The sequence below is a fragment of the Mesorhizobium sp. 113-3-9 genome, from assembly GCF_016756515.1.
Taxonomy (GTDB): Bacteria; Pseudomonadota; Alphaproteobacteria; order Rhizobiales; family Rhizobiaceae; genus Mesorhizobium.
In genome coordinates this window covers 6,859,044-6,885,709 of the sequence record NZ_AP023246.1, presented here as the reverse complement: position 1 = coordinate 6,885,709, position 26,666 = coordinate 6,859,044, and the positions used below count along the sequence as shown (strand labels likewise).

General features: G+C 60.9%; 24 protein-coding genes, 1 tRNA gene and 1 pseudogene. 11 read left to right on the top strand and 15 right to left on the bottom strand.

The features are described 5' to 3' along the window. The first annotated feature begins 3 nt into the window (after positions 1 to 3). From ccoO to ccoS, 7 genes are all read left to right on the top strand, one after another. Complete coding sequence (gene ccoO, locus MesoLj_RS33060; RefSeq protein ID WP_010914031.1) at positions 4 to 735, top strand: cytochrome-c oxidase, cbb3-type subunit II; 732 nt, start codon at positions 4 to 6, stop codon at positions 733 to 735. A 10-nt stretch (positions 736 to 745) separates the two neighbouring features. Further along, positions 746 to 895 (top strand): cbb3-type cytochrome c oxidase subunit 3, encoded by a 150-nt coding sequence (locus tag MesoLj_RS33055; protein ID WP_202295854.1) that lies wholly within the window; start codon positions 746 to 748, stop codon positions 893 to 895. A gap of 2 nt (positions 896 to 897) precedes the next feature. After that, the gene (gene ccoP / locus MesoLj_RS33050; protein WP_019856557.1) at positions 898 to 1,761 is read left to right on the top strand and encodes a cytochrome-c oxidase, cbb3-type subunit III; all 864 of its coding nucleotides are present in this window, start codon (positions 898 to 900) and stop codon (positions 1,759 to 1,761) included. Between the two features lie 203 nt (positions 1,762 to 1,964). Continuing rightward, the gene (gene ccoG / locus MesoLj_RS33045; protein ID WP_446720273.1) at positions 1,965 to 3,530 is read left to right on the top strand and encodes a cytochrome c oxidase accessory protein CcoG; all 1,566 of its coding nucleotides are present in this window, start codon (positions 1,965 to 1,967) and stop codon (positions 3,528 to 3,530) included. Continuing rightward, a complete protein-coding gene (locus MesoLj_RS33040) occupies positions 3,527 to 4,024 on the top strand; it encodes a FixH family protein (RefSeq protein WP_202295843.1) in 498 nt (165 codons plus the stop codon). Before ccoG ends, MesoLj_RS33040 begins: the two co-directional genes overlap by 4 nt. Further along, entirely contained in the window at positions 4,021 to 6,309 is a 2,289-nt protein-coding gene (locus MesoLj_RS33035; protein ID WP_202323959.1) for a heavy metal translocating P-type ATPase, read from the top strand. The genes MesoLj_RS33040 and MesoLj_RS33035 overlap by 4 nt, the downstream gene beginning before the upstream one ends. Then, entirely contained in the window at positions 6,306 to 6,455 is a 150-nt protein-coding gene (gene ccoS, locus MesoLj_RS33030) for a cbb3-type cytochrome oxidase assembly protein CcoS (RefSeq protein WP_006329249.1), read from the top strand. The genes MesoLj_RS33035 and ccoS overlap by 4 nt, the downstream gene beginning before the upstream one ends. Before the next feature lie 225 nt (positions 6,456 to 6,680). Here ccoS and MesoLj_RS36905 read toward each other — a convergent pair. The 6 genes and pseudogenes from MesoLj_RS36905 to MesoLj_RS33000 all read right to left on the bottom strand — a co-directional run. Further along, a pseudogene (locus tag MesoLj_RS36905) lies at positions 6,681 to 7,187 on the bottom strand (tyrosine-type recombinase/integrase); the annotation flags it as partial. 10 nt (positions 7,188 to 7,197) lie between these two features. Then, positions 7,198 to 8,385, bottom strand: a complete 1,188-nt coding sequence (locus tag MesoLj_RS33020; protein WP_006329252.1) for a Fic family protein — start codon at positions 8,383 to 8,385, stop codon at positions 7,198 to 7,200. 633 nt (positions 8,386 to 9,018) lie between these two features. Then, positions 9,019 to 9,180, bottom strand: coding sequence for a hypothetical protein (locus MesoLj_RS33015; RefSeq protein WP_202295834.1), 162 nt, complete (start codon positions 9,178 to 9,180; stop codon positions 9,019 to 9,021). Positions 9,181 to 9,339: 159 nt separating this feature from the next. After that, positions 9,340 to 10,725, bottom strand: a complete 1,386-nt coding sequence (locus tag MesoLj_RS33010) for a DUF4238 domain-containing protein (protein WP_244730566.1) — start codon at positions 10,723 to 10,725, stop codon at positions 9,340 to 9,342. A 237-nt stretch (positions 10,726 to 10,962) separates the two neighbouring features. Further along, on the bottom strand, positions 10,963 to 11,430 hold the full coding sequence (locus MesoLj_RS33005) for a hypothetical protein (RefSeq protein ID WP_202295828.1): 468 nt from the start codon (positions 11,428 to 11,430) through the stop codon (positions 10,963 to 10,965). Positions 11,431 to 11,676: 246 nt separating this feature from the next. After that, a complete protein-coding gene (locus MesoLj_RS33000) occupies positions 11,677 to 13,731 on the bottom strand; it encodes a DEAD/DEAH box helicase (protein ID WP_202295825.1) in 2,055 nt (684 codons plus the stop codon). 180 nt (positions 13,732 to 13,911) lie between these two features. Between MesoLj_RS33000 and MesoLj_RS32995 the strand changes: the two genes are divergently transcribed. Beyond that, complete coding sequence (locus MesoLj_RS32995; RefSeq protein ID WP_202295822.1) at positions 13,912 to 14,502, top strand: ComF family protein; 591 nt, start codon at positions 13,912 to 13,914, stop codon at positions 14,500 to 14,502. A gap of 4 nt (positions 14,503 to 14,506) precedes the next feature. Beyond that, a complete protein-coding gene (locus MesoLj_RS32990) occupies positions 14,507 to 15,376 on the top strand; it encodes a helix-turn-helix domain-containing protein (RefSeq protein WP_202295819.1) in 870 nt (289 codons plus the stop codon). 170 nt (positions 15,377 to 15,546) lie between these two features. Here MesoLj_RS32990 and MesoLj_RS32985 read toward each other — a convergent pair whose 3' ends face one another. The 3 genes from MesoLj_RS32985 to MesoLj_RS32975 all read right to left on the bottom strand — a co-directional run bounded on the left by MesoLj_RS32985 (position 15,547) and on the right by MesoLj_RS32975 (position 18,574). Continuing rightward, on the bottom strand, positions 15,547 to 16,593 hold the full coding sequence (locus MesoLj_RS32985) for a hypothetical protein (protein ID WP_202295815.1): 1,047 nt from the start codon (positions 16,591 to 16,593) through the stop codon (positions 15,547 to 15,549). Between the two features lie 382 nt (positions 16,594 to 16,975). Then, positions 16,976 to 18,286 (bottom strand): tyrosine-type recombinase/integrase, encoded by a 1,311-nt coding sequence (locus MesoLj_RS32980; RefSeq protein WP_006329277.1) that lies wholly within the window; start codon positions 18,284 to 18,286, stop codon positions 16,976 to 16,978. Between the two features lie 212 nt (positions 18,287 to 18,498). Continuing rightward, positions 18,499 to 18,574 (bottom strand) — tRNA-Phe (locus MesoLj_RS32975). Positions 18,575 to 18,982: 408 nt separating this feature from the next. On the opposite strand from MesoLj_RS32975, the gene melA reads away from it, so the two are divergent. Next, complete coding sequence (gene melA / locus MesoLj_RS32970; protein ID WP_202323958.1) at positions 18,983 to 20,437, top strand: alpha-glucosidase/alpha-galactosidase; 1,455 nt, start codon at positions 18,983 to 18,985, stop codon at positions 20,435 to 20,437. Here melA and MesoLj_RS32965 read toward each other — a convergent pair. The 4 genes from MesoLj_RS32965 to MesoLj_RS32950 all read right to left on the bottom strand — a co-directional run bounded on the left by MesoLj_RS32965 (position 20,376) and on the right by MesoLj_RS32950 (position 24,374). After that, positions 20,376 to 21,377: an ABC transporter permease gene (locus MesoLj_RS32965; RefSeq protein ID WP_202323957.1), complete on the bottom strand. Its 1,002-nt coding sequence runs from the start codon at positions 21,375 to 21,377 to the stop codon at positions 20,376 to 20,378. The genes melA and MesoLj_RS32965 overlap by 62 nt on opposite strands. A 16-nt stretch (positions 21,378 to 21,393) precedes the next feature. Beyond that, entirely contained in the window at positions 21,394 to 22,182 is a 789-nt protein-coding gene (locus MesoLj_RS32960; protein ID WP_202323956.1) for an ATP-binding cassette domain-containing protein, read from the bottom strand. Next, entirely contained in the window at positions 22,182 to 23,135 is a 954-nt protein-coding gene (locus tag MesoLj_RS32955; protein WP_202323955.1) for a sugar ABC transporter substrate-binding protein, read from the bottom strand. Before MesoLj_RS32955 ends, MesoLj_RS32960 begins: the two co-directional genes overlap by 1 nt. A gap of 111 nt (positions 23,136 to 23,246) precedes the next feature. Continuing rightward, entirely contained in the window at positions 23,247 to 24,374 is a 1,128-nt protein-coding gene (locus MesoLj_RS32950; RefSeq protein ID WP_202323954.1) for an SGNH/GDSL hydrolase family protein, read from the bottom strand. A 213-nt stretch (positions 24,375 to 24,587) separates the two neighbouring features. Between MesoLj_RS32950 and MesoLj_RS32945 the strand changes: the two genes are divergently transcribed. Next, positions 24,588 to 25,793: an ROK family transcriptional regulator gene (locus tag MesoLj_RS32945; RefSeq protein WP_202323953.1), complete on the top strand. Its 1,206-nt coding sequence runs from the start codon at positions 24,588 to 24,590 to the stop codon at positions 25,791 to 25,793. Between the two features lie 32 nt (positions 25,794 to 25,825). Here the strand turns inward: MesoLj_RS32945 and yacG are convergent, their stop codons facing one another. Together yacG and MesoLj_RS32935 are read right to left on the bottom strand one after the other, a co-directional pair. Continuing rightward, a complete protein-coding gene (yacG, locus tag MesoLj_RS32940) occupies positions 25,826 to 26,026 on the bottom strand; it encodes a DNA gyrase inhibitor YacG (protein WP_202323952.1) in 201 nt (66 codons plus the stop codon). After that, a complete protein-coding gene (locus MesoLj_RS32935; protein WP_140775267.1) occupies positions 26,023 to 26,649 on the bottom strand; it encodes a Maf-like protein in 627 nt (208 codons plus the stop codon). Before MesoLj_RS32935 ends, yacG begins: the two co-directional genes overlap by 4 nt. Positions 26,650 to 26,666: the final 17 nt, after the last annotated feature.

Here is a 26,666-nt window from a genome sequence, read left to right as displayed (position 1 = left end):
ACAATGGGCTTGATGGACAAACACGCGATCATCGAGAAGAACGCCACGCTTCTTCTCGTTGGCTCTCTTCTTGTGGTGACCGTCGGCGGCATCGTCGAGATTGCGCCGCTCTTCTATCTCGACAACACGATCGAGAAAGTCGAAGGCATGCGGCCCTACTCGCCACTGGAACTCGCCGGACGCAACATCTATGTGCGCGAGGGCTGCTACCTCTGCCACAGCCAGATGATCAGGCCTTTCCGGGACGAGGTCGAGCGCTACGGCCACTACAGCCTGGCCGCCGAGTCGATGTACGATCATCCCTTCCAATGGGGATCGAAGCGCACCGGGCCCGATCTCGCCCGGGTCGGTGACCGCTATTCGAACGCATGGCACGTCGCACATCTTTCCGATCCACGTTCCGTGGTGCCGGAATCGATCATGCCGAGCTATGCGTTCCTGAAGGACGCTCCGATCGAGGTGAAGGACTTCTCGACGCATCTGGTTGCGAACGCGCGTGTTGGCGTCCCGTACTCCGATGACATGATCGCGCACGCCAATGCCGATCTGATGGCCCAGGCCGACCCGAATGCCGATGCCTCCGGCGTCGAGAAACGCTATCCGAAAGCCAAACTCGGTGATCTGGACGGCAATCCGCAGCAGGTGACCGAGATGGATGCCCTCGTCGCCTATCTGCAAATGCTGGGAACACTGGTCGATTTCAAGACCTATGACGATGCAGCCGGCTACCGCTGAGGGGGACGCAATGAGCTATAATTTGATGCGGGAATTCGCGGACAGCTGGGGTCTGCTTGCCATGGCGCTCTTCTACGTCGGCTGCATTGCCTTTGCCTTGCGTCCCGGCGGCAAAACACAGGCCGATCAAGCCGCCCAGATTCCACTCAAGGACGACTGATCATGAGCAGCGAGCATATCGATGAAGTCTCGGGCATCTCAACGACCGGTCATGAATGGGACGGGATAAGGGAACTCAACAACCCATTGCCCCGATGGTGGGTGATAACCTTCTACATCACCGTCGCTTGGGCGGTGGCTTATACAATTGCGTATCCGGCTTGGCCGATGCTGTCTTCCGCGACCAAGGGTGTGCTTGGCTATTCTAGCCGCAACGCTGTCAAGATTGAGCTGGCGGCTGCCGAAGCCGCCAAGGGCAAATATGTCGCGGCCATCCAGCAGAAGACCGTATCCGAGATCGCAGCCGACGACGCGCTGCGTGAATTCGCGGTAGCGGCCGGCGGAGCTACCTTCAAGGTCAATTGCGTGCAATGCCACGGCTCGGGCGCCCAAGGGTCGAAGGGCTTTCCAAACCTGAACGACGATGACTGGCTGTGGGGCGGCACGACCGAGCAGATCCAGCAAACGATCGCGCACGGCATCCGTTTCGCATCCGACCCAGATACTCGGCAGTCGGAAATGCCCCCCTTCGGTGACATCATCACGCCCGAACAGATCGCACAGGTCGGCGCCTATGTCGCCAGCCTCTCGGGCAAGGTCCAGGATGCAAGTCTTATCGAGCCCGGCGCCAAGGTATTCGCGGAAAACTGCGTCGCCTGTCATGGCGATAATGCGAAAGGCAACAAAGAGCTCGGCGCGCCCAATCTGACCGATGCGATCTGGCTCTACGCACCCGGCGAGACAGCCATCGCCGTCCAAGTCCGCGCGCCGAAGCACGGTGTCATGCCGGCCTGGATCGGGCGTCTCGGCGAGACCAAGGTTAAGGAACTTGCGGTTTATGTCCATTCGCTTGGCGGCGGAGAATAGGAACGGAAGCCTATTCTCGGCCCTCCCCGCCAAGCGACGGGGCCCGGCACGAGTCGGGCCCCGACACCATTCCGGCATGCGGCGATTGACCTGCAGCAAGGCGGCGCGGCCCACACGGCGAAGCGGGCTCACTGCAGACCGGACGTCTGTCGAAGCTGACAAGTCCGTCGCACAACGATGTCATAGGCCGCGCGCGAGTGGAGATGCACGTGCTGGATGAAACGCAGATGGAGCGGCTCGAGGCAAAAGCGGTCAACTCCGCCAAGACACGACAGCCGCTCTATGCTCCGCGCAAGAAAATCTTCCCTAAACGCGCCTCGGGCAGCTTTCGCCGCTTCAAATGGCTGGTGATGGCGATCACGCTGGGCATCTATTATCTGATGCCCTGGTTGCGCTGGGATCGAGGTCCGTTTGCTCCTGATCAGGCCGTGCTGATCGATCTTGCCAACCGCCGTTTCTACGTCTTCTTCATCGAGATATGGCCGCAGGAATTCTACTATGTCGCCGGCCTTCTGATGATGGCCGGCATCGGCCTCTTCCTGATCACGTCCACCGTCGGCCGCGCCTGGTGCGGCTATACCTGCCCGCAGACGGTATGGGTCGATCTTTTCCTAGTTGTCGAGCGGGCGATCGAAGGCGATCGCAACGCTCGCATGAAGCTCGACGCCGGCCGCTGGACCGCGCGCAAACTGGTGCTGCGTGTGTCGAAACACGCCATCTGGCTGGTCATAGCGGCAGCTACCGGCGGCGCCTGGATCCTCTATTTCGCCGATGCGCCGACGCTGATCGGCGACGTATTCAACCGCACCGCCGCTTCGGTCGCCTACGTCACCATCGCCGTGCTGACAGCGACCACCTACACGTTCGGCGGGCTGATGCGGGAACAGGTCTGCACCTACATGTGCCCGTGGCCGCGCATCCAGGCTGCCATGCTCGACGAGAATTCGCTCACCGTGACCTACAATGACTGGCGTGGCGAACCTCGTTCGCGGCACGCCAAGAAGGTCCAGGCTGCGGGGCAGCCGGTCGGTGACTGCGTCGACTGCAATGCCTGTGTCGCAGTCTGCCCGATGGGGATCGACATTCGCGACGGCCAGCAACTCGAATGCATCACTTGCGCGCTGTGCCTTGATGCCTGCGACGGCGTCATGAACAAGCTCGGCAAGGAGCGCGGGCTGATCTCCTATGCGACGCTGTCCGACTACAACGCCAACATGGCGGTGGCGACCGCAGGCGGCTCCGGTCGGGTGAACCCTTCACTCGTCAGAACGGCCGACAGCACATTTTCCGCCAGGTTGGCGCATTTCCATATTAGCAAGATCTTCCGGCCGAGGACCTTCTTCTACATGGGCGCGTGGACGGCGGTCGGGCTTGCCTTGATCTATTCGCTGCTGACGCGCGACCGACTCGAGATCAACGTCCTGCACGACCGCAATCCGCAATTCGTGACCCTGTCCGACGGCTCGATCCGCAACGGTTACACCGTCAAGCTGCTTAACATGATCCCCGAGCCAAGGACGATCGTCGTCACGATGCAGGGCTTGCAGGGAGCCGAAATGAGCGTCGTCGGCAGTGATCTGCCGGCAGCTCGCTTGTTCGCCATCGCGGTCGAACCCGACCGGCTGAACATGCTGAAGGTCTTCGTGCGCCAGCCAGCGGGTGAGGTTCGGCACGCTGCACAAACCTTCAAGTTCCGCGTCGAGGACAGAGCGAGCTTCGAATCGGACGAATACACCGCCACCTTCAACGCACCGGAGATCGCCAGATGAGCACCAATACGCAAAAGACGCGTGAGTTCACCGGCAGGCACATGCTGCTCACCATTCTCGGCTTTTTCGGCGTGATCATCGCGGTCAATCTCACGATGGCGACACTCGCCAGTACGAGCTGGACCGGCCTTGTCGTCGAGAACACCTATGTGGCCAGCCAGCAATTCAACCGAAAGGCCGAGGAAGGGCGCGCGCAGGCGGCACTCGGCTGGACCGGCAAACTGACGATCGCTCGGGGTGAGGTCCGCTACAGCTTGAGCGATGCCACCGGCAAGCCGGTCCCGTTGCATGGCGTCAAGATACTGTTTCGTCATTCCGCCTACGAGGCTGGGGACAAGGCCGTCACTCTCGCCCTCGTCTCGGACCAGGAATTTGCCGCGCAGCACTTGCCAAGGGATGGCGTCTGGATCGTCGAAGTCGACGCCGATGCCGGTCTGACAGAGCCCTATCGCGACGTTCGCCGGATCATGATTTCGCAAGGAGCGCTGCAATGAGCTGTTGTGCACCCAGCGCGGAACTGGCGCTGGATCTGACCAGTACCACATCGGTCCTGCCGTCTAGCCAGGAGATCAGGTTGGCGAGCCGATCGCTTGGCGACAATCTTTGGCAGACCGACCTTTCAGTGCCGACGGTTCACTGCGCGGCGTGCATCCAGGCCATCGAGACGGCTCTCGGAAGGCTCGATCGCGTCGAAGGCGCTCGTGTCAACCTGTCGACGAAACGGGTCGCGATCCGGTGGCGTGGGGACTCTGTGCCTCCGTTTGTCGCCGCGCTGGGACGGCTGGGCTTTCAGGCGCACCTGTTCGAAGCCGACGCTGATAAGAAGGACAAGACGCTTGCCGAGCTGATCCGCGCGGTCGCGGTCGCCGGGTTCGCCGCCGGCAACATCATGCTTCTTTCGGTCTCGGTCTGGTCCGGCGCCGAAGGTGCTACCCGCGACCTGTTTCACTGGGTCTCTGCATTGATCGCCATCCCGGCGCTCACCTTTGCCGGCGGCATCTTCTTCCGCTCGGCCTGGAATGCACTGCGCCACGGCCGCATGAACATGGACGTGCCGATCGCGGTTGGGGTGTCGCTCGCTTATGCCATGAGCCTCTACGAGACGATCAATCATGGCGATCACGCCTATTTCGACGCGTCCGTATCCCTGCTGTTTTTCCTGTTGATCGGCCGCACCCTGGATCACGTCATGCGCGAACGGGCACGGACCGCCGTGAAAGGCCTGTCCCAGTTGGCCGCACGTGGCGCCATGGTGCTGCGCGGCGATGGCGCGCGCGACTACCTGCCGGTTGGCGAGATCGAACCGGGCATGCAACTGCTGGTCGCCGCCGGCGAAAGGGTGCCTGTCGACAGCAGGGTCATTCGCGGCGCGTCGGATCTCGACTGCTCGCTGGTTTCCGGCGAGAGCACACCGAAAACCGTGGCGTCCGGGGAACAGGTTCAGGCCGGCACGCTCAATCTTACCGGCCCGCTGACCATCGAAGCGACCGCTGCCGCAAAGGACTCCTTCCTGGCGGAAATGGTTCGGCTGATGGAAGCCGCCGAAGGTGGTCGTGCGCACTATCGGCGGATCGCCGACCGTGTCTCGGCGCTCTACGCGCCGGTGGTCCATCTCACCGCCTTCGTGACGTTCCTTGGCTGGATGGCGGTAACCGGCGACTGGCACCGGGCAGTGACGATCGCGATCGCCGTTCTCATCATCACATGCCCGTGCGCGCTCGGTCTGGCCGTGCCGATCGTGCAAGTGGTCGCGGCGCGCCGCTTGTTCGAAGCCGGCATGATGGTCAAGGACGGATCGGCCATGGAGCGCCTGGCCGCGATAGACGTGGCGGTATTCGACAAGACGGGCACGCTAACGCTCGGTCAGCCCAGGCTGGTCAACGCGTCGACCATCGATCCGGCGATGCTGGCGATCGCAGCCGACATGGCGGCGCACTCCCGTCACCCGTTCTCGAAGGCGATCGCCGCATTCGCGGGTTTTGCCGGCCAGCCGAAGCTGGAAGCCGTCAGCGAGCACCCGGGTCTCGGCATCGAAGCGACGACCGCGGACAGCACCTGGCGTCTTGGCCGGCGCGGCTGGGCCGGATGGAAAGCCCGGACCGGTGGCGAAGGCAAGTATGGCGGCTATGGCGGGACGGTGCTCTCGAAGAATGGGAGGATCGTCGCCTCCTTCACGTTCGAGGACGCTACGCGCGCCGACGCCAAGGCGGCGGTCGGGCAATTGAAGGATGCCGGCGTGTCGGTCGAAATGCTGTCCGGGGATATAGCCCATGCCTGCGGCGAGGTTGCCGGGACGTTGGATATCGAGAGTTTCGTTCCGGCGCTGCTTCCCTCCGGCAAGGTTGAGCGGATCGAGGTGCTGGCCAGGGCGGGCCACAAGGTTCTGATGGTGGGCGACGGGCTCAACGACACGCCGGCCCTCGCTGCCGCGCATGTCTCGATCGCGCCGGCAACCGCCGCCGATATTGGCCGCAACGCCGCCGATTTCGTGTTCCTGCGCGAAAGCCTGCTGGCGGTGCCCCTGGCGCTGGATGTCTCGCGGCAAGCGGGAAGGCTGATCCGGCAGAATATCGCCATTGCGATCGTCTACAACGCTGTCGCCGTGCCGATTGCCATTCTCGGGCACGTCACGCCGTTGATCGCGGCGATCGCGATGTCGGCCTCATCGCTGCTGGTCATCGGAAACGCGCTGCGCCTGCAGGGCTTTAGGCTCGCCGAGCTGACGAGGGCTTCTTCGGCAACGCATTCCGGCATTCACCCATCAGCGCGGTCATCATGACGATACTCGTCTACCTCATGCCAGTCGCCCTATTTCTTGGCGCACTGGGGCTGACTGGCTTTCTGTGGGCGTTGAAGAGTGGCCAATATGAGGATCTTGACGGAGCCGCTGAGCGCATCCTCCGGGACGACAAGCCGGAACGCTGAGCCAGACCGCTGTTCCTGACGCTGTGCTGACGCCTCCCGTCAGCCGACTCGGAATAACGATTGAAGCTCCACAACCAGTTAAGCCGCTTGACGTAGATTTGTGAAAAGCCCCTGTCCCTCGAAGGACTGCGTCGCCGGTTCCGCCCCAACATAGACGCGGCCATTGTCATAACGTACGCAAAGCTGATGTTCATGTTCACGATAGGTGCGGACACGGGGTTGCAGTTACACTTGTTTGGGTTCAACTGCAGGTTTCGTGCACCCAATTTCGTCCAGATAATCGGCCCACCACTGCATCATACTGACGCGCTTTTCCCAGTGCTCTGCCCTGGCGTAAGTGCGCCGAACGTCGTTCTTTTCAATATGGGTCAGCTGTCTCTCTTGCGTCTGGATGCCACTTGCCGCATTCATTCAACAGAGTTGATGCCGTTGCTCGGAAACCGTGAGCCGCTGCTTTTTCTTGCTGTAACCCATGCGACGCAGGGCGGCGTTAAGTGTATTGTCGGAAATCGGACGAGAACCCGATCGCACACTTGGAAACAGCAGCGCCTCGCCGCCGGAAATGTCTCTGAGATCGGTCAGGATTTTGATGACCTGCCTCGAAAGTGCAACGCGGTGCGGCCGCCGCATTTTCATGCGTGCTTCCGGGATGGTCCACACCGAACCTTTGAAGTCGAACTCTTCTTATCCGGCGGCTCGCAACTCGCCGGGGCGGGGAAACAGTAGGCGCAGTTATGCGACGCTAAGTTTCCGGAAATAGCTTAGGAAACAGTTCGTCCAACGTGTCGACCGGGAAGCGTAGCGATACCGGTCCTTTCGGGGTATCGGACGCAAGCAGGCCAAGCTCGAGCACCTCGGTAAACACGCGGCGGGCCGTACGTTCCGGCAAGCCAGCGATACGTGAGGCCTCACCGCGATCGAACTCGCCGCGCAGAAGCGCCTCCTCGAGCAGCCGGAAAGCTTCGGGCTTCAGGTCGTAGCGTTGAACGAACCGCTGCAGGCGCCGGGCTAGTTGGTTCAAATCGAACAGGCTCGACATGAAACTGACCTGGTCGATACATACGCGTAGAAACCATAAGGTAAAATCCGCCAGCGCCCGCATAGAAAGATTACCGCGGCCGTCGCGATCGCCTTGGCGTGGCATGTCGGCGTGATCCATCATGCGTTTATAGTCGCCGCGGCTTTCCAGACCCCGCGCCAGGCCTCGGGAAATCGACCACAGCCCATGCGCGGCTATTCCTGCCTCATGGGCCATGGCGTGACTCATCAAGCGGCTGACGCGTCCATTGCCGTCTGGGAAGGGATGAATGTAATTGAACCGATGATGCGCGGCCGGAATCGCCAATATCCTAGCCGCTTTGCCCGTACGTTGGAAGCGGTACCGGCTAGCGAAATGCTCCATGAACGCTTCGACGCGATCGCTTGACGGCGGCTGGTGGCGGCCGACAGTGACATCATGTTCGGGCTGTGATCGCCACCGACCCGGAACCATCAAGAATTCTCTGTCTGCGCCGCGAATGCGCAACATCGCCTCATCGGCGTCACGGTAGAATTCCGCATGCAGCCAGCGCAAAAAATCAAGCGAAGCCGGTTCTGGGAGCTGACCCTCTGCGGCCAGGCGATCGATTTCCCCCTGCAGTCGAACATGGGCCGCGGCTTCCACCTGCAGGTTGCGTCGTTCCTGGTCTTTGTCGAATTCGCCGGCGAGGGCGCGTTCGATGTCGCGGGGGCGCGTGTTGTGGCCCTCGATCAGGTTGCTGTAATAGGTGTTCATGATGCGCACGAGATCCGCCAGGTTCGCGGCCGTGCGCGGATGCAGCTTGGCGCCGAGAACCGCCGAGCTTGCTGACAGCTCAGCCAGCGCGTCGGAGATAGGCTCCGCAACGTCTTCCAGGCGCGCCGGCTCGATGCGCTGTACGGTCTCTTCCATGATTGGCCGATGTTAGATCGCGCTAAGTACGTATATGTCAACAGAAATTTTAGCTGAGCGCCCATAACTGGCCGATCATTTGGCCGATGTTAGGCGCTACCTCAGCTTCACCGAGACGGTTGATCGACGACGCCAATGCCGATGCCGATGATGGCCGATATTCGCTATGCTTAGCGCATTGATAGCATATACGAATTTGCGATCGGTAGGTCGATTTGGCCGATCGCTTGGCCGAACTTCGCCGGTCGCGCCGGCTAGGATATACGACCAGGAAAATACAGGCGACTCCAAATGATTCTCCAGAGATTGCGGAAGCACGCGACGCTGCGACCAGGCTGCGCGAGGACTCGAACGAGGCAGCCCAATATCTGCTGAGCTCTGCGAGCGCGTGTGGAAGCCCGATGCGGGCCGCCAGGTTCTCACGTTTGCGTTTGAGCGCGATCCATTCGCTCTCAAATCGCAACTGGCGTCTTTGACGCTGGATTTGAACCCACAATAGGTACGCGCCGACAAGAGCAAATACGCCTGCACAACGTCTGGAAAGCTCGCGCGTTGCCACAATATCTCGAGCAGGCCGAAGCACACGTCTTCGTCGCGGGCGGCACTCTTTCCCCAATAGGCGAATGGGCGGCGTCAACCGGACACATCTCCATCAGCGTGCCATCGAGGTTCGGAATCCAGAGGTGCCAGGATCGGTCCTCCCAAGAGCGGCATCATGTTGATGACCCGACCATTCAAGGTTTCGATGTTGAGATGTCGCAGCTTTTTCAACTCGGAGAGCTTCGCTTTCTCCATCAGGGGTGTTCTCGCGTGAGAGACAAAACCGCGTGATTGTTACGGGCATGGTTGGGTGGGAAATACCATCTGTCGCCTTCCGGTGATGCCGCGAATGGTCGCATTTGACCCCGGCAGTCCAAAACACCGCGCAAACGGAAGGCTCTTCCATCAATCCGGTCATTCGAGGATCGGGTCCGCGTGGCTCGATGTAGCAGCCATCCTGGCCTCAAGGCGCGCGGCCTTTTCAGGCGTGTCGATGTATTGAGATAACCTCGGCCGGGGACCGAAAACATTCCGGCAGATGATATGCACCTCTTTCCCAAGTCGCCGCACTCTAGTGGTGATGGTCGGCACGATCGCGCCATGGGCGCGGATCAGGTCGTCGCTAGAGCGATCCTGGCCGATGGTCATGCGATAGGAAAACTGCGCGATCGTGCGATTGAGTTGCCGCACCTTGTGGCTGTCGGAGATATCGCGATGGCGCGAGATCATGTTCACCGGCCCGCGCTTGCTGGAACCGCGCACAAGCATGTGCGCCGAAACCGGGAAGATCAGCTCGACCTCGCCGGAATGCTCGTAAGGCGTACGCGCATGGAACGCCTGACGCGGATCGTAGCTGCAGACCGGATTGTCCGATGTGAGGAAAGGCGTGCTTGTCCTGTTGTGGAGCACCTCGAAGCCGAGGCGGAAACAGAGGTCGCCGAAATCCTTGAACTCACCTTTCATTGCCAGCAGCGTTTCATGTGGGTTGACGCCTATCGGCACGGTGTCGAACTGGCCCGCATAGCGCTCGAGCGGCGGAGGAAGGACGCCGAGTTCTTCGCCGATCTTGTGCTCGCAGCGAATTTTGGCCTCGATCATCAGCGCGTGCCGATCGCGCGTCGCCGGAACACGCGCGCGCAAGATCGTTTGCATGCCGAGCACGTTGAAGGAGATGGCGGCCGACAGGCGGCGTGCCGCGAGCGCCCGCACCGTTTCCGGCCATCCGGTCTCGATGGTGTTCCACAGATCCTCGAAACAATGGTTTTCCTGACCACCCCCGGGCAGCTTCTGGGAATAGTAGTCTCGCTCGAAACCAATGGCCCGTGGATTCATTGGCGGCAGCGGGTCTTCGGGCGCCTCGCAAAGATAGGCCAGCACTCGGCCCCGGTCATCCGCGAAGCCGTTCATATAGACGGCCGAGATAAAGTGATGTCGGCGGTTGGTCCGGTTGGCATTGCTCCCCACGGGATTGATCATGCTGAACGGCCGCACATCATCATCTACGGGCACGTTGCCCCATGCGCCGAAGTATCTGGGAGCCCTCGCCATTTGCGCTTGCGTGCTCCTTTTGTCCTTAATTCTTACGCACCAGACAATATCTGATCTGATTCTTATGAACGCGACCACAGAATCTTCTTGGCATTGCTCATATCTGACTGAAGTATCGAGCAAATTGCAGGCCTGCAGCACGGCGGCGCAGCCTATCTGGAGCGTCCGCTTAGCGCCTCGATTTCCCTCGTTCCCAACCCCAGCCAGCGATCCTGAAAGCCGCCGTCCGAGCAGCTTGGTGTACGACGCCATCTCGACGACCGAAGTCGCCCTTGTGCCCAGACCTCACGGCCAGCTTGAGAGTGGTGCGCCAATCGCGGTTGCGGAGGGCTTTCAATTTTTGGGATTCAACGTCGAGCTGTACCTTATTGCTAAGGTGTGACCGCGGCCGGGCCTCTGGAGGGTGCTGACCAAGCAGGAGACGGAGTTCCTGCAGCCGCACTCTTATGGCTCGTAGGAGAGAGGCCGGGAGCCGGCGTCGCCCCGGGATTATGAAAGACCACGACGCCGCACGGCCGCAATCACTTTCTGATTTATCGAACGCCTGGTCGCCAACTGCCGTTGAGACAGGTTGCGCTTCCGCATGGTGCTCTGCTGGAACTGATACTCCCAATCGTTGATGACCCCGCGTTCGTGAAAGAACGCGGTGGCATCCGGGCCGATCGGCTTATCTGGGTCGGCTCGGACACGCTTCAGAGACTGGAAAATCAAATCGGAGCGGAAACCCAAGAACCGCTTCACGCAGACGTTGCCTACGTCCACCGATTTTCGGGTCGTAGCATTGGAGATGGTGCACAACTCGATGATTGGGAAATGGCCGCACAGACAGGTCTCGGGCTCGTCGGCTTCGGAAATCTCGACGAGGCGCCACTCCTTTTTGGCCACTTCCCAATCAGTGGCCCGGCTCAGCGCTAAAATCGCGGCCTTGAGTTGCTGAAAGTTGTATCCGTCGCTCATTCCCCCGTCCTTTAGCCATCAGGCGGTGACATTCCGAGTCCTTCGTAGATGGTCCTGAGCTTCGCCCAAGCCGCATCGAGCATGGGTTTCGCAGCGTCTCGGCTGTAGCTGTAGTCATCGTTGGTCGCGTTGGTTCGAACAACGAGACACCACTCGCCCTTCGGGATGACGTGGGAGCTGTTCCTTCGACATTTGCGCTGGCGCTGCGCCTGCTCGATCCTCACGTCGATTAGAATGTCCCTGACTTTAGCCATCGTTCTTCCCTTTCAGGGCGTCGCGCACGTTGTCTCCCAGCATATCGAGCGCAGCCAAAGCGTCCTCATTGTCGCCCGCGTCGGGTGCCTTGCGGCTCCCGGACTTGATCCCGAGATGTTCGTTGATCGCCTTGTTCAGCAGCGATGTAACGGCGGCCCGGTTGTCACGCCCCGCGACGGTCTTGTCTCGCTGGCCGACCTCGCGCCCGGCGGGCGAGAGCTTCAGGTCCTTGAGAATGCGGGCGACCACGGAGCCTGTGCGTTCGGAAAGCCGCTTGCGCGCGCCGACCCGCCGCGCCTGCGGCTGCACCGGAAGGTCACCGGAACTGCTGACCTGGGACAGCTCCGCTTGCTTTCGGCGCAGCGTCTCCCGGAGCTTGTCCTTCGCGATGACGTCGCGCAGGCGGAGGCCTGCGCCGATCTCATGATCCAGCATTTCTTCGAGGACGCGATCGTCTTCGGGATCAAGGAACGACCGATTGATGAATGAGCCGACGATCTCGTTATCGACCAGCATACCGATATCGAAGCGACGGGGCTCTCCTGAGCCGTCGCCATCGCCATTCTCGTCACCGGCCTCCAGCCACTTTTTGACCATCGCCTGATCGTCGAAGTCGAGCTCCCGGAAATCGTCCCAATGGGCGTCGGTGTTCAAGCCCACATGGGAGACCACGAATGCGTGGTTGTCCGGGTGGTCCGGCTTCGCCTCGTGGACGACGCGCATCACGCGCCCGACGAATTGGATGTAAGGCGACAAGCTCGCGTACGGCCGGAAGATGGCCGCGACACTCAGAGGCGGATGATCGAAGCCCTCCCCGAGCATCTGCACCTGCACGATACAATCGAGCTTGCCGCTGCGCAGATCGGCAAGAACGACGTCCTGCTTTTCACGATCCATCTCACCATAGATTTCGGCCGCCTTCAGGCCCCGCTCTTCGTACAGCCCTCGCACTTGGCGGGCATGGTCGACGGAACAGGCAACGGCGATGATCTGGTGACGGACACCGCTGCGCTCTCGCAGCTCCTGGAGATATTTGATGCTGGCATCAACGATGTGACGATTGCACTCGGGCGCCAACGCGACACCTCGCCGGAACCAGGCATGTTCTCGCAAGGCCAACACCTCTTCCAGTGTGTGCCGCTTCATGTCGTCACGGTAGGTGAAGGACAGCTCTGACGGCGCGACGTTCCGAGAGTGAATCTGCTTGATGTACCCCTTCACCATCGCCCGAGTGAACGGGTAGCGATAGATCACCTTGCCGACCGGCCGCGTTCCGTCACCCCTGAACGGCGTCGCCGTCAGGCTGACGACCTTGGCGTTCGGAAAGCGGTCGAAGACCTTCGCCCAACTCGGCGCCACGTTGTGGTGGCCCTCGTCGATCATAATCATGTCGAAATAGTTCGGCGGAAACTGCGGGAGCCAACGATCGGCCGAGCTGGCCAACTGGTGGATGTTGGTCACGACGAACTGGCTTGCGTTGCAGTCGTGGAGATTGGCATCAACGCCATCCAAAACAGCGCGGAATGGCCCCGCGGAAAAATCGTGGAGCGCCCCTGTCCGCCGCCAGAAATTCTTCGGGTTGCTGATGTCGAGCGACTCCGCGACACCCGACCGTATCGTCAGGTTCGGTGTGATGACGAGCGCGCGCCCTTTGGCGACGCCGAAGGGCAATGTCGCGATGACGCCAGTCTTTCCGCATCCGACGGGTATCTGCAGGATCACCGGCTCGTTCGAGGCTTCGAAGTGGGTCCGCACTGCCCGGTGCGCGCCCTGTTGCGGCTCGCGTATCTTGGGGTTCGCTTCAATATCTGCGGTCAGGGTCTGAAACATATGGTCCGGCTCGTTGGCGGCCTGTTCGGCGCGCCGGTACTCGAGGCGGAAGGGCTCAAGGTCAGGCCGGCGATAGAAGCGATAGCCGCTCCCTGGACGGCGCACGGGCTTGAGCTTGCCCGAGGCATCCCACCGTCGAAGCGTGTCCTTCGAGACGCCAACATACTCTGCGGCCTCGGCAAGGGTCAGGAAATCGGGGGCATCATTCTGTGACATACGGCAACATTATGCAACCTTACGCAATTGGTCAATCCCCGACGTGACTACGCTGGCGCCGTGAGCTCCGGATGCCATTGACGAGCCGCCCCGGGGCCATTGCGTCTCATACAATATTTTGTATATATAAGGTGGGCGCGCAGTTGGCGTTCCCAGGGCCTGCAAGGAATACTCATCATCATGAAGGTTCAGGTTCGAAAGCTCGAAGGCAGTTGGGATCTCGGTTACGCGCTGCACAAGCATACGCTGTCGAGCGTCTACCTGGGCGACGACGAATACGGCCACCCTCGATTTGACACGACGCGCTCAGAGCCCGGCGAGGCGTTATACCAGCTTAAATATCGAGCCGATTGGAATCAGGTGCAAGCGCTCGCAGCGCAAGTGCAGCAATCCTTGCTGCCTTTGTTCGGCAAGATTGGCCTTATTATCCCGATGCCGGCCTCCACGGTGCGCGCGCGCCAGCCGGTCAATGAGATCGCCAACGAACTCGGCAAACTGACGAAAACGCCGGTGTTCGATGATATCATCGTCAAGGCGCCAGCGCCGGAAGGTAGCCCGCAGCTCAAGAATCTGCATGGCCGCGAGGCTAAGGACGCCGCATTGGAGGGACGGTTCAGCATCAACCCGTCCATCACCAACGAAGGGTGTTGGAACGCGCTTGTCCTTGATGACCTTTTCGACACGGGCGCCACGATGGACGCCGTCTGCAAAACGCTGCGCACGTACAAGAAAATCAACCATATCTACGCCGCTTCGATCACATGGAAGTAATGCCATGACCACTGTCTTCATCGCCGGATCAATCTCCATCAGTCGCCTGCATGAGAAGGTGGCGGATAGGATCAACAAGATCGTATCTTCAGACTTCGACGTCGTGGTCGGAGATGCCGATGGTGCCGATACCTCAATTCAAGAATGCCTCCAGCAGTACCAAGCCAGAAAGGTGACTGTGTATTGCACCGGCGATTCGCCCCGGAACAATGTCGCAGAATGGCCGGTCCACAGGGTCGTCTCGAAGGCGAAGGCTGGCACGCGCGCCTATTTTACCGCCAAAGACCTGGAGATGGCGCGCAACAGCGACTATGGCCTCATGGTCTGGGATTGCAAAAGCACCGGCACACTAAGCAATGTCATCGAGCTTCTTCGAGAAAAGAAGAAGTCCGTGGTCTTCGTGAACAAGAACAAGGATTTTGTAACCGTATCGGACAAGGGTGGCTTGGAGCGCCTTCTCGCCTTCATGTCGGATCATGCTCGCGCAAAGGCGGAAGAGAAGATCGGCCTCACCGCGAAAATCGCCAGTATCGCCAACGAGCAATTCTTGCTGGACATCGGTGCGAATAGCGAATCGTCTGCAGGCCCGGTGAAGGATCTGGAGCCGGCGGCACCTGCCGAGCCGAGCCCGCAACAGAGCGAGAGCGCAAAGTTACGCGCGGTGCTCATGACGGCGCTCAAAGAGCATATTTCCCGCACGCATTTAAGTCAGTCTCAAGCGGCCAAAGTCTTTGGGGTGACCCAGCCGCGGATCTCAGACCTTACCCGCGGCAAAGTCGACCTGTTCGGCCTCGACGCACTGGTCAACATGGCTGCTGCCGCCGGCTTGCAAGTGGAGATGCAAGTTCGCGAGCCTCACGGCGCTGCCGGCTGATACAGTTTGAGATCCTTCAGTTTCGATCGGAGCGCTCGGGAAGCTCGAAGCGTCCATTTCCCAATGTGCAGCAAGGCGGCCGGACGCCTACGGCCGGACTGGGGTGAGTCCTATGTAGAGGCATTAGCGACTGCTGCGCGCCAGTAGCGGTCCCCCGCGCCGTGGCAGGTCTAGCCAGCAACCGCCTTAGGATGCCGGTAGAGAACGTCCCCGACGAGGTCGCCGTCGCCCCAGTTGTTGAAGGTCAGTAGATTTTCCTCCAAGGGGTGGCCGGTCACGGCATCGGGCCAGTTCAGCCTAGTGTACTTCTCGGTGCCGATGCGCTGTTTGAAAAGGTAGGCGAGACTGTTTGCCAGCACGTCTGCAGCCAGCACCAGACCGTCACTGTCGTGATCGACAGCGTTGATCTCGAGGCTCCTCACCTGCAGCTCAATCTGCAACTCGGGAGGGAGAACTGTACAGATGCGGATTTGCCTATCGACCAACGTCTTGGTAACCGTATCGAAGCGGCGGGACGTCCTAGTGAAAGTCATGTCGCCCAATAGTCTTTCGGCGACCGCGATGAAATCCTTAACAATAGGATTGTCCACACGGTCGGTCCGCACCTCGATCTCGACATCCTTGCAGCCGCGCTCCTCGAGGAAGGCAACAAGATGGGCGTAGAGACCGTCAAAAATCGCGACGTGCAACGAATCCGGGGTTTCTCTTGGACTGCCTCCCTTATAGCGCGGAGGTTGGCTTGAAGCGGCGGCGGGCAGGGCCTTCGCCTGCTTGCGTGCCTCGATCTGGCTGAGGTGCCAGGCATGAAAGCCGGCGACGTGGATGGCGTACCAAAAGCAAGGAAGTTGATGTTTGCGAATGACCGCATAGATGTCATCGCGCAGAGCTCCCTGTCGGTCAGGCGGTAAGTCGGCGATATGCAGCTTCTGAGCGTCAGTCTGATACCTCTGCACGACGATTTGCAGGTCGGCCTCTACCGCTGCAAGATGGCTTTCGGGCACCATGACACCTGCGAAGAGGCCAACTTCACCGTCGAATGCCTCGTCGCGATCCGCGTACCCCTTCGCACCTGACTCGTCGCAGGCAAAAATGATCCTCATTAGCAGTGCATCTCCCAATAGTGCATCCAATAGTTTTTCGGTACGACTGATTGTAGAAAAATTTGTAAGACTGCAATCTTGTCCATTGTCAGGACGGGTCACGAGGATCAGCGCCAAGGTAGGCACATCAGCTCTCACACCCTTCGACTTCTCAAATCCCAATGTAAGGGGCAACTTTAGGCCCGGTCGTTGTTCCGAAGAAGAGCAAATGACCGCAATGGCGTCGGCTGCGGAATGGCAGCTTACTGCCGCGAGTTTGCCGCAACCGGACCGTCTGGACACGGCCCCAAACCAGCCACGTTCGTCACGGGTTAATCGACCCTTCTTGTGGACGACGAGACACCGCGGAGGGAATACTAGTCCTCCTCCTGGTCCTTAGGTTCGCCAGACCATACGAGAGAATACGAAGGAAATGTGTGGCCAATTGATTTCCTGTGGAAAACGATGACCCTCCGGGCCTGCAACATTGGTCGCCCAGTTTCGGTGTTTTCGACGGGGTTCAGTGTGATTTTCGGAGATTGGAGGTTCGTCTCGTCGTTTGGCGAACCGTCGCTGTTGGCTTCCAAACTAGACCCTCGCGAGGATGTATGGACAGCAGGCTTGCCTCGCGTCCCCCGATTGAGACCACCCGCGAGTTTTTGCTCTCGAGTTCATCCAGATAATCGGCCCACCATTGCATCATCCTGACGCGCTCTTCCCAGTGCTCTGCCCGGGCATAGGCGCGCCGAACGTCGTTGTTCTCAATGTGGGCCAGCTGCCGCTCTACGGCGTCCGGGTGCCACTTGCCGCATTCGTTTAGCAGAGTTGATGCCGTTGCTCGAAAGCCGTGCGCGGTAGCTTCTTCTTTGCCATAGCCCATACGGCGAAGGGCGGCGTTAAGCGTGTTGTCGGAAATCGGACGCGAACCCGATCGAACACTAGGAAACAACAGCGATCCACCACCAGAGATTTCTCTAAGTGAGGTCAGGACGCTGACGGCCTGCGTGGAAAGAGGTACGCGGTGCGGCCGTCGCATCTTCATGCGTCCTTCAGGGATGCTCCACACCGAGCTTTCGAAATCGAACTCGTCCCATCCGGCCGCGCGCAGCTCGCCGGGGCGGGGAAATAGCAGGGCCATCAGCTTCAGAGCGGCTCGGGTTGTAGGCTGTCCGTCAAATGCATTAATCGCCCTCAGCAAGCCTCCCAAGGCCTTAGGATCGGTAACCGCGGCACGGGGCGTGACCGTCGGACCGACGAGTGCGCCCCTCAGGGCGATCGTCGGATCTACATCGGCGCGTGCGGTTGCGATTGCATATCGAAACACGCTGCCGATGGTGGAGCGCATTCGCCTGGCCGACTCGTATCGACCACGAACCTCCACGCTGCGGAGAGCGGCAAGAATTGTGGCCGGATCGATCTCCCGAACGCTTTTGTCCCCAAACGTTGGATAGGCAAAGTCGAGCAGCCATTTGACCTTGGTGATGGTCCGGTCGGCACGTCCCTCCTTCTTCAGCTTGTCGACATAGTCCTCCGCGATTGAGCGAAAGGTGTCCTCCGCCGAAGCCTTTTGCGACTTACGCTCCTGTGCGGGGTCGATGCCACGTAGGAGGAGACGTTTGGCGGTATCGCGCGCCTCGCGTGCCTCAGCGAGGGAGATGAGGGGATAGCTGCCCAACGCCAGAAGCTTCTGCTTGCCGCCAAAACGATAGGCGAGGCGCCATAGGCGAGATCCGGTAGGCTGCACCCAAAGCTGGAGCCCGCCACCGTCAGACAATTTCACGAGCTTGGAAGCGGGTCGGGCATTACGGCATTTTACGTCGGAAAGAGCCATTTTCGGGACCTCCATTTGGCTGCATCGATACCATCAGGATCTCCAATACCAGCGAAAATACCAGCCCCCCGCCTCGTTGGACCAACTGCGCCGAAATTCCACGAAACCCGACCATCCGCGCTTTGGGCAGCGAAATCAGTAAGTATTTCAGCTAGTTGCCGAGACAGGAGAGTAGAAGCTTCGGCGAAAGGGACTGTCGGGAGAAGAGGGGATGGTGCCCAGAGGCGGATTCGAACCACCGACACGCGGATTTTCAGTCCGCTGCTCTACCAACTGAGCTATCTGGGCCTGTTCCGGCAAACGAATTCCCGTGAACCGGATTTCATGAGGGCGCCAGGGGCGCCCCTTGAAAGCGCGTGGGTTATAGCACGGGAATTCGGCCTGTCCAGCGCCCAGCTGTCGATTTCTGGCAGGAAAAGAGATGGCATGGAAAGGCGGCTTCCTCGGGTGCTTTCATCGCTGGAATGGCCTGAGGTCGGCCCCTTGTGGCCAGTCAGCCTCCGTCCCGGCGCCGCCGTTCTTCACCGACAGCGCCGGGCGCGACCATGCGATCGAGCTCGCACTCGAGTTCAGCAGGCGAGAGCGCGATGTCCAGCGCCCGCAAGTTGTCGTCCAGTTCGCCCAGGCTGGACGGCGGCGGCTTGCACGCGGCATAGTCGAAGCCGCATCAAGCCTGAACCTATGCCGGAGATTGGCGTGGCAAGAAATCCCAGGATCACATTCATAGGCGCCGGCTCGACGGTGTTCATGAAGAACATTGTCGGCGACGTGCTGCAGCGGCCGGCCTTGTCGGGAGCAACAATCGCGCTGATGGACATCAATCCGCAGCGGCTGGAAGAAAGCGCTGTCGTCGTCAACAAGCTGATCGCGACGCTCGGCGTGAAAGCAAAGGCCGAGACCTATTGCGACCAGCGCACGGCGCTGGTCGGTGCTGACTTCGTCGTCGTCGCCTTTCAGATCGGCGGTTACGAGCCCTGCACGGTGACCGACTTCGAAGTGCCGAAGAAATACGGCCTGCGCCAGACCATCGCCGACACGCTCGGCGTCGGCGGCATCATGCGCGGCTTGAGAACCGTGCCGCATCTGTGGGCGATCTGCGAGGACATGCTCACTGTGTGCCCGCAGGCGATCATGCTGCAATATGTCAACCCGATGGCGATCAACACCTGGGCGATATCGGAGAAATACCCTGACATCCGGCAGGTCGGCCTCTGCCATTCGGTGCAGGGCACGGCGATGGAACTGGCGCACGATCTCGATCTTCCCTACGAGGAGATCCGCTATCGCTCGGCCGGCATCAACCACATGTCGTTCTATCTGAAGTTCGAGCATCGCCAGCCGGACGGTTCCTATCGCGATCTCTATCCGGATCTCGTTCGCGCCTATCGCGAAGGCCGCGCGCCAAAAACCGGCTGGAACCCGCGCTGCCCCAACAAGGTGCGCTACGACATGCTGACCAGGCTCGGCTATTTCGTCACCGAAAGCTCGGAGCATTTCGCCGAATACACGCCCTATTTCATCAAGGAAAGCCGCCCCGACCTGATCGAGAAATACGGCATCCCGCTCGACGAATATCCCAAGCGCTGCATCGAACAGATCGAGCGCTGGAAGGGCCAGGCGCAAGCCTATCGTTCGGCCGACCGCATTGAGGTCGAGCAGTCCTCGGAATATGCCTCCTCGATCATGAATTCGGTCTGGGTCGGCGAACCGTCGGTGATCTATGGCAATGTCCGCAACAATGGCTGCATCACTTCGCTGCCCCGCGATTGTGCCGTCGAGGTGCCTTGCCTCGTCGATGCCTCGGGCATCCAGCCGACCTATATAGGCGACCTGCCGCCGCAACTGACGGCGCTGATCCGCACCAACATCAATGTCCAGGAACTGACGGTGCGGGCGCTGGTGAGCGAAAACCGCGAGCACATCAACCACGCGGCGATGATGGATCCCCACACGGCGGCGGAGCTCGATCTCGACCAGATCTGGTCACTGGTCGATGACCTCCTGGCTGCCCATGGCGACTGGCTGCCGGCCTGGGCGCGGACAAGCCGCAAGACCCACGCGGCTGATCGGACGAGCCCCGGGAAAGACCTCACCGACGGCGCTTGTACAGACGTTCCCTGCGCATGTGATCAACCGCCACTGCGCAGATAAGGATCGCGCCGATGATGATGCTGTTGTACTGCGGCGGCACGCTGGCAACGATGAGGGCGTTATCGATCGCCGACAGCAGGAGGGCCCCAACCGCAACGCCGGTGATTGTCCCCAGGCCTCCGAGCAAGCTTATACCGCCTATGAGCACGGCCGTGACGACCGAGAGTGTGACCGAGGGTCCACCGGCGGCAACCTGGCCACTTCCAACGCGCGCCGCGTAGATGACACCGGCAAGGCCGGCGGTGGCGCCGGCGGTGACGTAGAGGATCGTATCGAGCCTGTTGACCTTGAGGCCGTTGGCGATCGCGGCTTTGCGATTGCCACCCAGCGCGCGTGTCTCGACACCGAACGGCGTTTGCTCGAGCAGGAACCAGAAGAGCAGCCCCAGCGCGACGGCATAGAGAACGATGTAGGGGATGCCGAGCACGGCTCCCTGACCCAGGGCCTGAAACGTTTCGGGCAGCGGGACAATGTCTTCTCCGCCAGTGAATTGGACACACAGCCCGCCGACGATGAAGAAGGTGCCCAAGGTCGCTATGATCGGAGGCACGTGCAGCCGCTCGATGATCATGCTGTTGACGTATCCGACGGCGGCACCGGCCGCCACGCCCGCCAGCACGGCGAGCGGCCAGGGCGCTCCCCACACCAGCAACCACGCGCAGATGATGCCGCCAAGCGTAAATACTGCGCCCACGGAGAAATCGAGCCCGCCTCCTATCATGAGCAGTGAAGCGCCGCAGCCCATGACGAAATAGATCACCGCCGCGCGGGCGATGTCGGTGAGATTTGCCGGGTTGAGGAATGCGGGGTTGCGAAGCGTGGCAACGATCCCAATCGCCACGATAACCGCCAGCAATGTCGTTTCCTGGCGCAACATCAGTGTTGAAAGGACACCTTGCGAGGCTGTCGAAGATTGGTGTTCTGCCTGTTCGCTGGCCACGGTCTGGTTCCCTCGTTCAGGCAAAGGTTGGATCGGAACTGGCAGTGTCGCCCTGGATCGCACCTGTGATCAGTCCGATGATTTCATCACGGCTGGTATCCCTGGTGCGTCGCGTCGCAACCGAGCGCCCCAGCCGCATGACAGTGATGCTGTCGCTGTTGCGGAACACGAAATCCATGTCGTGGCTGATACAGATGACGGCCTTCCCCTGCTGCCGGAGTTCGCCGAGGATTTCTCCCACATGGGCCGTCTCCCGGACACCCAGTGCCGCGGTAGGCTCGTCGAGAAGCATGATCGGCAGGTCCATCCGGACCGCGCGGGCGATGGCGACGATTTGACGTTCGCCACCAGAAAGGAGCCCGATCTGCGTGCGGACCGAACCGACCCTTATCTTCAGATCGTCCAGCACCTTGGCGGCTTCCGTCTCCATGCGGCGACGGTCCAGCCGGAATCGTCCTCTGCGCGGAATGGCTCCCAAAGCCATGTTCGTGGCGATGTCCAGGCATTCGACAAGCGCGAGGTCCTGATGGACAACCGAGATACCCAGATGATGGGCCTCCGACGCGTCGCGCATCTCGACCGACTTTCCGCCCAGCCGCAATTGCCCCTGGTCCGGACGGAAAATCCCGCACATGATCTTGAGCGTGGTCGACTTGCCCGCGCCATTGTCGCCGACAATGGCATGGATTTCGGCAGCCCCGGCGGTGATATCGACATTCGACAACGCCTTGACGTTGCCGAACGACTTGCCCACCCCGCGCATCTCCAGCGCGGGGGCCGGAATGTCCGGCTGGGCGATCGCCATCATTGCCATCCCTTGGCGAGAAACTCCTTGTAATCGCTCGCGTCGAACATGCGCACGCCAACATCGATCTGCGGCTGAACCGTCTCGCCGCGAGCGATGGCCGCCACTGAATCGACCATTTTGGTACCCGCCGTACAAAGATCCTGCAGCATCAGCTTGTAGACGGTGCCGTCGGCAAGTCCTTGCTCGCCGCCACCTGCCGTCCCATTGGCGACGAATACGACCTTGCCGGTCAGGCCCTTGGACTTGATGGCGGCGGTCCCGCCCTGCGTGGCGGTTCCCATATGCGAGGCGATGACGTTGACCTCGGGATGCGCCGTCAAAAGGGCATTGGCCTGGTCAAGCGCCTTGCTGGCATCGTCATTGGTGTAGACCACAGCGGATATGGTGACGTTCTGGGTCTTCGCGGCCGCCGCGGTGAACCCGTCGACGAAGGCTTTGGCCGCGCCGCTTGGTCCCTGCGCCATCAGCCCGACATGCTGCGGGCCTTCGCGCTTTGCTATCGCTTCGACAAAGATTTCGCCGACCCGGGTGAAGTTTGCCCCGATGTTCACGTTCGAACCGGATTCCGTTCCGGAAGCGCCATAGAACGTGCCGACCGTGATACCGGCCTTCCCCGCCTGCTGGAGCAAGGGAACAAATCCAGCCGTCGCCGGAAAGGTCAGTATCGCTCCCGCCTTGTTGGCGATGCCTTGCTGAATCTGCTGAATCATGACGGTGGCATCGAGATTGCCTGTGGTCGGGCCGGATTCGGTCGTGGGAATGTTCAGCTCCTTCGCCCGATTGGCGACGCAATCGCCGATCAATCGCCACGCCGGATATTTGGGCAGCGGATTGACGAAAAGGATCGAGGAAAGGTCCGCCGCTCCAGCAGCCGCTGGTCCGAAGACGGTGAAGGCACTCAACGTGCATGCCAGCGCTATGCGCGGCAACCGCAGGCTATTGGTTCGCATGAAATCCTCCCATTGACGCTTGCAGCCACGGCTCGCCAGCGTTCGAGGACGTTATGCAACAAACATTGGCACGTGTCAATAATAAGTCAGAATGACTTACTAAATACGCCATTACTCGAACAGGGCCATGTCGATGGCTTGCGCCATGGCCCTGTAGCCTGCGTCGCTCGGATGGATGTGATCGCCGCAATCATAGGCTGGGAGGAGCCTGGTTGGCCGGCCGGGATCGCGGACTGCGGCATCGAAGTCGACAAAGCCGTGAACGCCCTCGGCCTTTCGGATCCATTCATTGACTGCGGCGCGAACCTTCTCTTTCTCGGGCGTGTGAAAATCGCCGACCGGCGATTCCGATGTTGTTCCTTCGAATGGGGTCAGGGTCCCCAGTATGACGCGAATGCCGGCGGTCTCGGCGCGCACGGCAAGCTGCCTGATCGCCGATATGATTTGTTTTGCCGTTACGGCCTCGTCGGCGCCCGCAAGCGCGGTGTTGGGCCAGCCTATGTCGTTGACGCCCTCCAGAATGACGAGATGCGATACCCTGGACAGGCTGAGCACATCGCGGTCGAACCGCTCCAAAGCCTTCGTGCCGCGGCGATTGCTCAGAAGCCGGTTGCCGCCGATGCCAAGATTGAGCACGGCCAGGTCCCGCGTCGCGGTGCCGGCGCTGAGCCGCTCGCTCAGAATGTCCGGCCACCGCCTGTCGCCATCTATCTGCGAGCCGTAGCCGTCGGTGATGGAGTCGCCGAAGCAGGCAATCGCGCGCGATCCTTCCTTTGCGTCGACGTAGATGGCTGAAGCGAAGTAGCGGCTGGTGGTGGTTTGCTGGAGCGGCAGGAGTTCGGAGGCGGCGAAATTCCCCGGAATGGATATGAATGCCGTCTGCTGCGCTTCGTAATGATGAGTTTCCACCGGAAGGTGGCCGCTGACGTAGAAACTCACGGCAAGCCGGGACAGCGCGGGCGTTGCCAATTCCACGGGATCGCTCAACAGCGGAGCACCCGGCGCGATTGAGGCGGTCGCGTCGCCGCCAAAGGTGAGGGGGCGGCTCGTCAGGGGCTGGATGGCTCCGTCCTCGCCCGCCAGTGCGACATGGGCCGCGTTGATGACGACCGGTGCGCTGCCGAACTCGTTCGACAAACGTATCCTTAGTCGCTGGCCGCCGACGCTGATGCGGGCAATCTCGCGAACCGTCTGGTTGTAGAACCCCGGGATCACCATGTCGGCGGCCCAGACATTCATTGGGCTGGCAGTCCATGTTGCGATCCAGTCGCCGCGTACCATCTTCGCTTTCCTCGTCTTTGGTCCATGCCAGCTACTTTCAGGTCGGGGATCAAGTCAATAGGTAATTTTGATTGACTTATTTGCCTCGCTCCTGCAAATCCTTGCCAAGGGTTCGTATCTGCGTCTGCCAACATCCAGGTCGGCGGGCTCGTCCTTATTGGGGTATTCACGGTGACCGGACGTATAGGGGGCGGAAGCTCTGCCCGAACGAGCCCGAACGGCATCTATCCAGGTTACAGGGGCGCGAACCAGGTCGGCCTCCGCGCGTCGAATGAACGTCTTGCCCTGTCGCTGATCAGGATTCACGGTCAGCTGTCCAAAGCCCAGATCGCCGAGATCACCGGGCTCACCAAGCAGACCGCGTCCGTCATCGTCCGCTCCCTAGAGGCGGAAGGACTGCTGGTGGCGGGAAGACCTGTCAAGGGCAAGGTCGGACAGCCGTCGGTGCCGATGTCGATCAATCCCGAGGGAGCGCTGTTTCTTGGCCTGCGGCTGGGGCTGCGCCATGCGGACATCGCACTGGTCGATTTTGTCGGCGGGGTCCTGGAGCAGCGAAGGCTGTCCTACGGCGCGGGCGAAATGGGTGAAATAGCACGCATCGCATATACGGCGATCGCCGAGATGCGCTCGCGCCTGACCCCGGCCCAGCATGCGAGGCTGGAGGACATCGGCATAGCGGTTGCTTCGGATATTCTTGCGGCGGTCGCCAACGGCAAGGGCACGGACGGTCCGGAGAGCGCGTGGGCCGAGTTTGAGGACCTGGCCCTGCAAATGGGCAAGGAAACACGTCTATCGATCTATCTCGACCGGGACGCGGTGGCGGCATGCAGCGCGGAATTGGCCTATGGGCTGGCCGGAGGCGCGCCCGACTTCCTCTATATCTTCATCGGGCATTTGCTTGACGGAGGCATTGTCCAACATGGTCGCCTCGGCTTCTCGCGGCGCGATGCAAGGCCTGGGATCGGACGCATCCTGGTGCCATCTGCGACCGGCGGCGTGGCACCGCTCGGCACGTCGGTTTCGGTTGACGATGTCGGCCTGGCGCCAGGGTCTCGCGCCCCGGACCCGGAACTCAGGAAATGGATCGAGGCAACCGCGTCCAGCATATCGCTGGCGATCCATTCGGCATCGGCGCTTGCCACATTCAGGGGCATCGTGCTGGACGGCCTCATGCCGCAATGGGTGAGAGCCGAGCTGGTGCGCGAGATCAGGGAAAAGCTCACGGCCATCGGCGCCAGTGATCTCGCGGCTCTCTTCGTCAGGGAGGGCACGTCGGACCGGCAGGCAGCCGGCCTTGGGGCGGCCTGCATTCCCCTCCTCGACAGATTCTTTTTGCAATCGGACGCCAATGGCCCCGCGGGCTCGGCGGAGGCCTGATCGAAGTCTGGCTCCGCGCTGATGGGCTGGCCTTATTTCGGCTCGTCGGCGTCCGGCTCTTCCTCGTCGTCGTCGCGGGCCTTGATGACATAGGCCCCCTTCAGCCAGCGGTTGAGGTCGATGTCCTTGCAGCGCGTCGAGCAGAACGGAAAGGTGTCGCGCGCCGATGGCTTGCCGCATTCGGGACAGGGGCGCTTTGGGCGCAGCGGCGTGACCTTGGAGTCGGAGTTCATGGCCGTGCGGTGAGCCAGCTCTGATGGATCTTGAAGCCTTCGCCCGACAACAGCGCCACCGTTTCATAGAGCGGCAGCCCAACGATGTTGGTGTAGGAGCCGACCAACTTGACGACGAAGGCCCCGGCGAGGCCCTGGACGGCATAGCCGCCGGCCTTGCCTCGCCATTCGCCCGAGGCGACATAGGCGTCGATCTCCTCGCGCGGCAGTCGCTTGAAACGCACCCGCGTCTCGACCAGCCGCTGGCGCAGCTTGCCGCCTGGCGTGATCAGGCAGATGCCGGAATAGACACGGTGCGAACGGCCGGACAACAACCCTAGGCAGTTGGCGGCATCATCGAGTGTTTCTGCCTTGGGCAGGATGCGCCGCCCAACCGCGACCACAGTGTCGGCGGCCAGCACGAAGCCTGGCGCATAGTCCGTCTCGGTCTTCAGCGACGCGAACGCCTTCTCTGCCTTTTCCTTCGACAGCCGCTTGGCGAGCGAACGCGGATGCTCGGCACGCAGCGGCGTTTCGTCGATATCGGCTGGCAGGATCCGGTCCGGCTCGATGCCGGCCTGCTGCAAGAGTTCGATGCGGCGCGGCGACCCCGAGGCAAGCACCAGCTTCTGCAAAATGCTCATCGCGGACCAATCGGCCT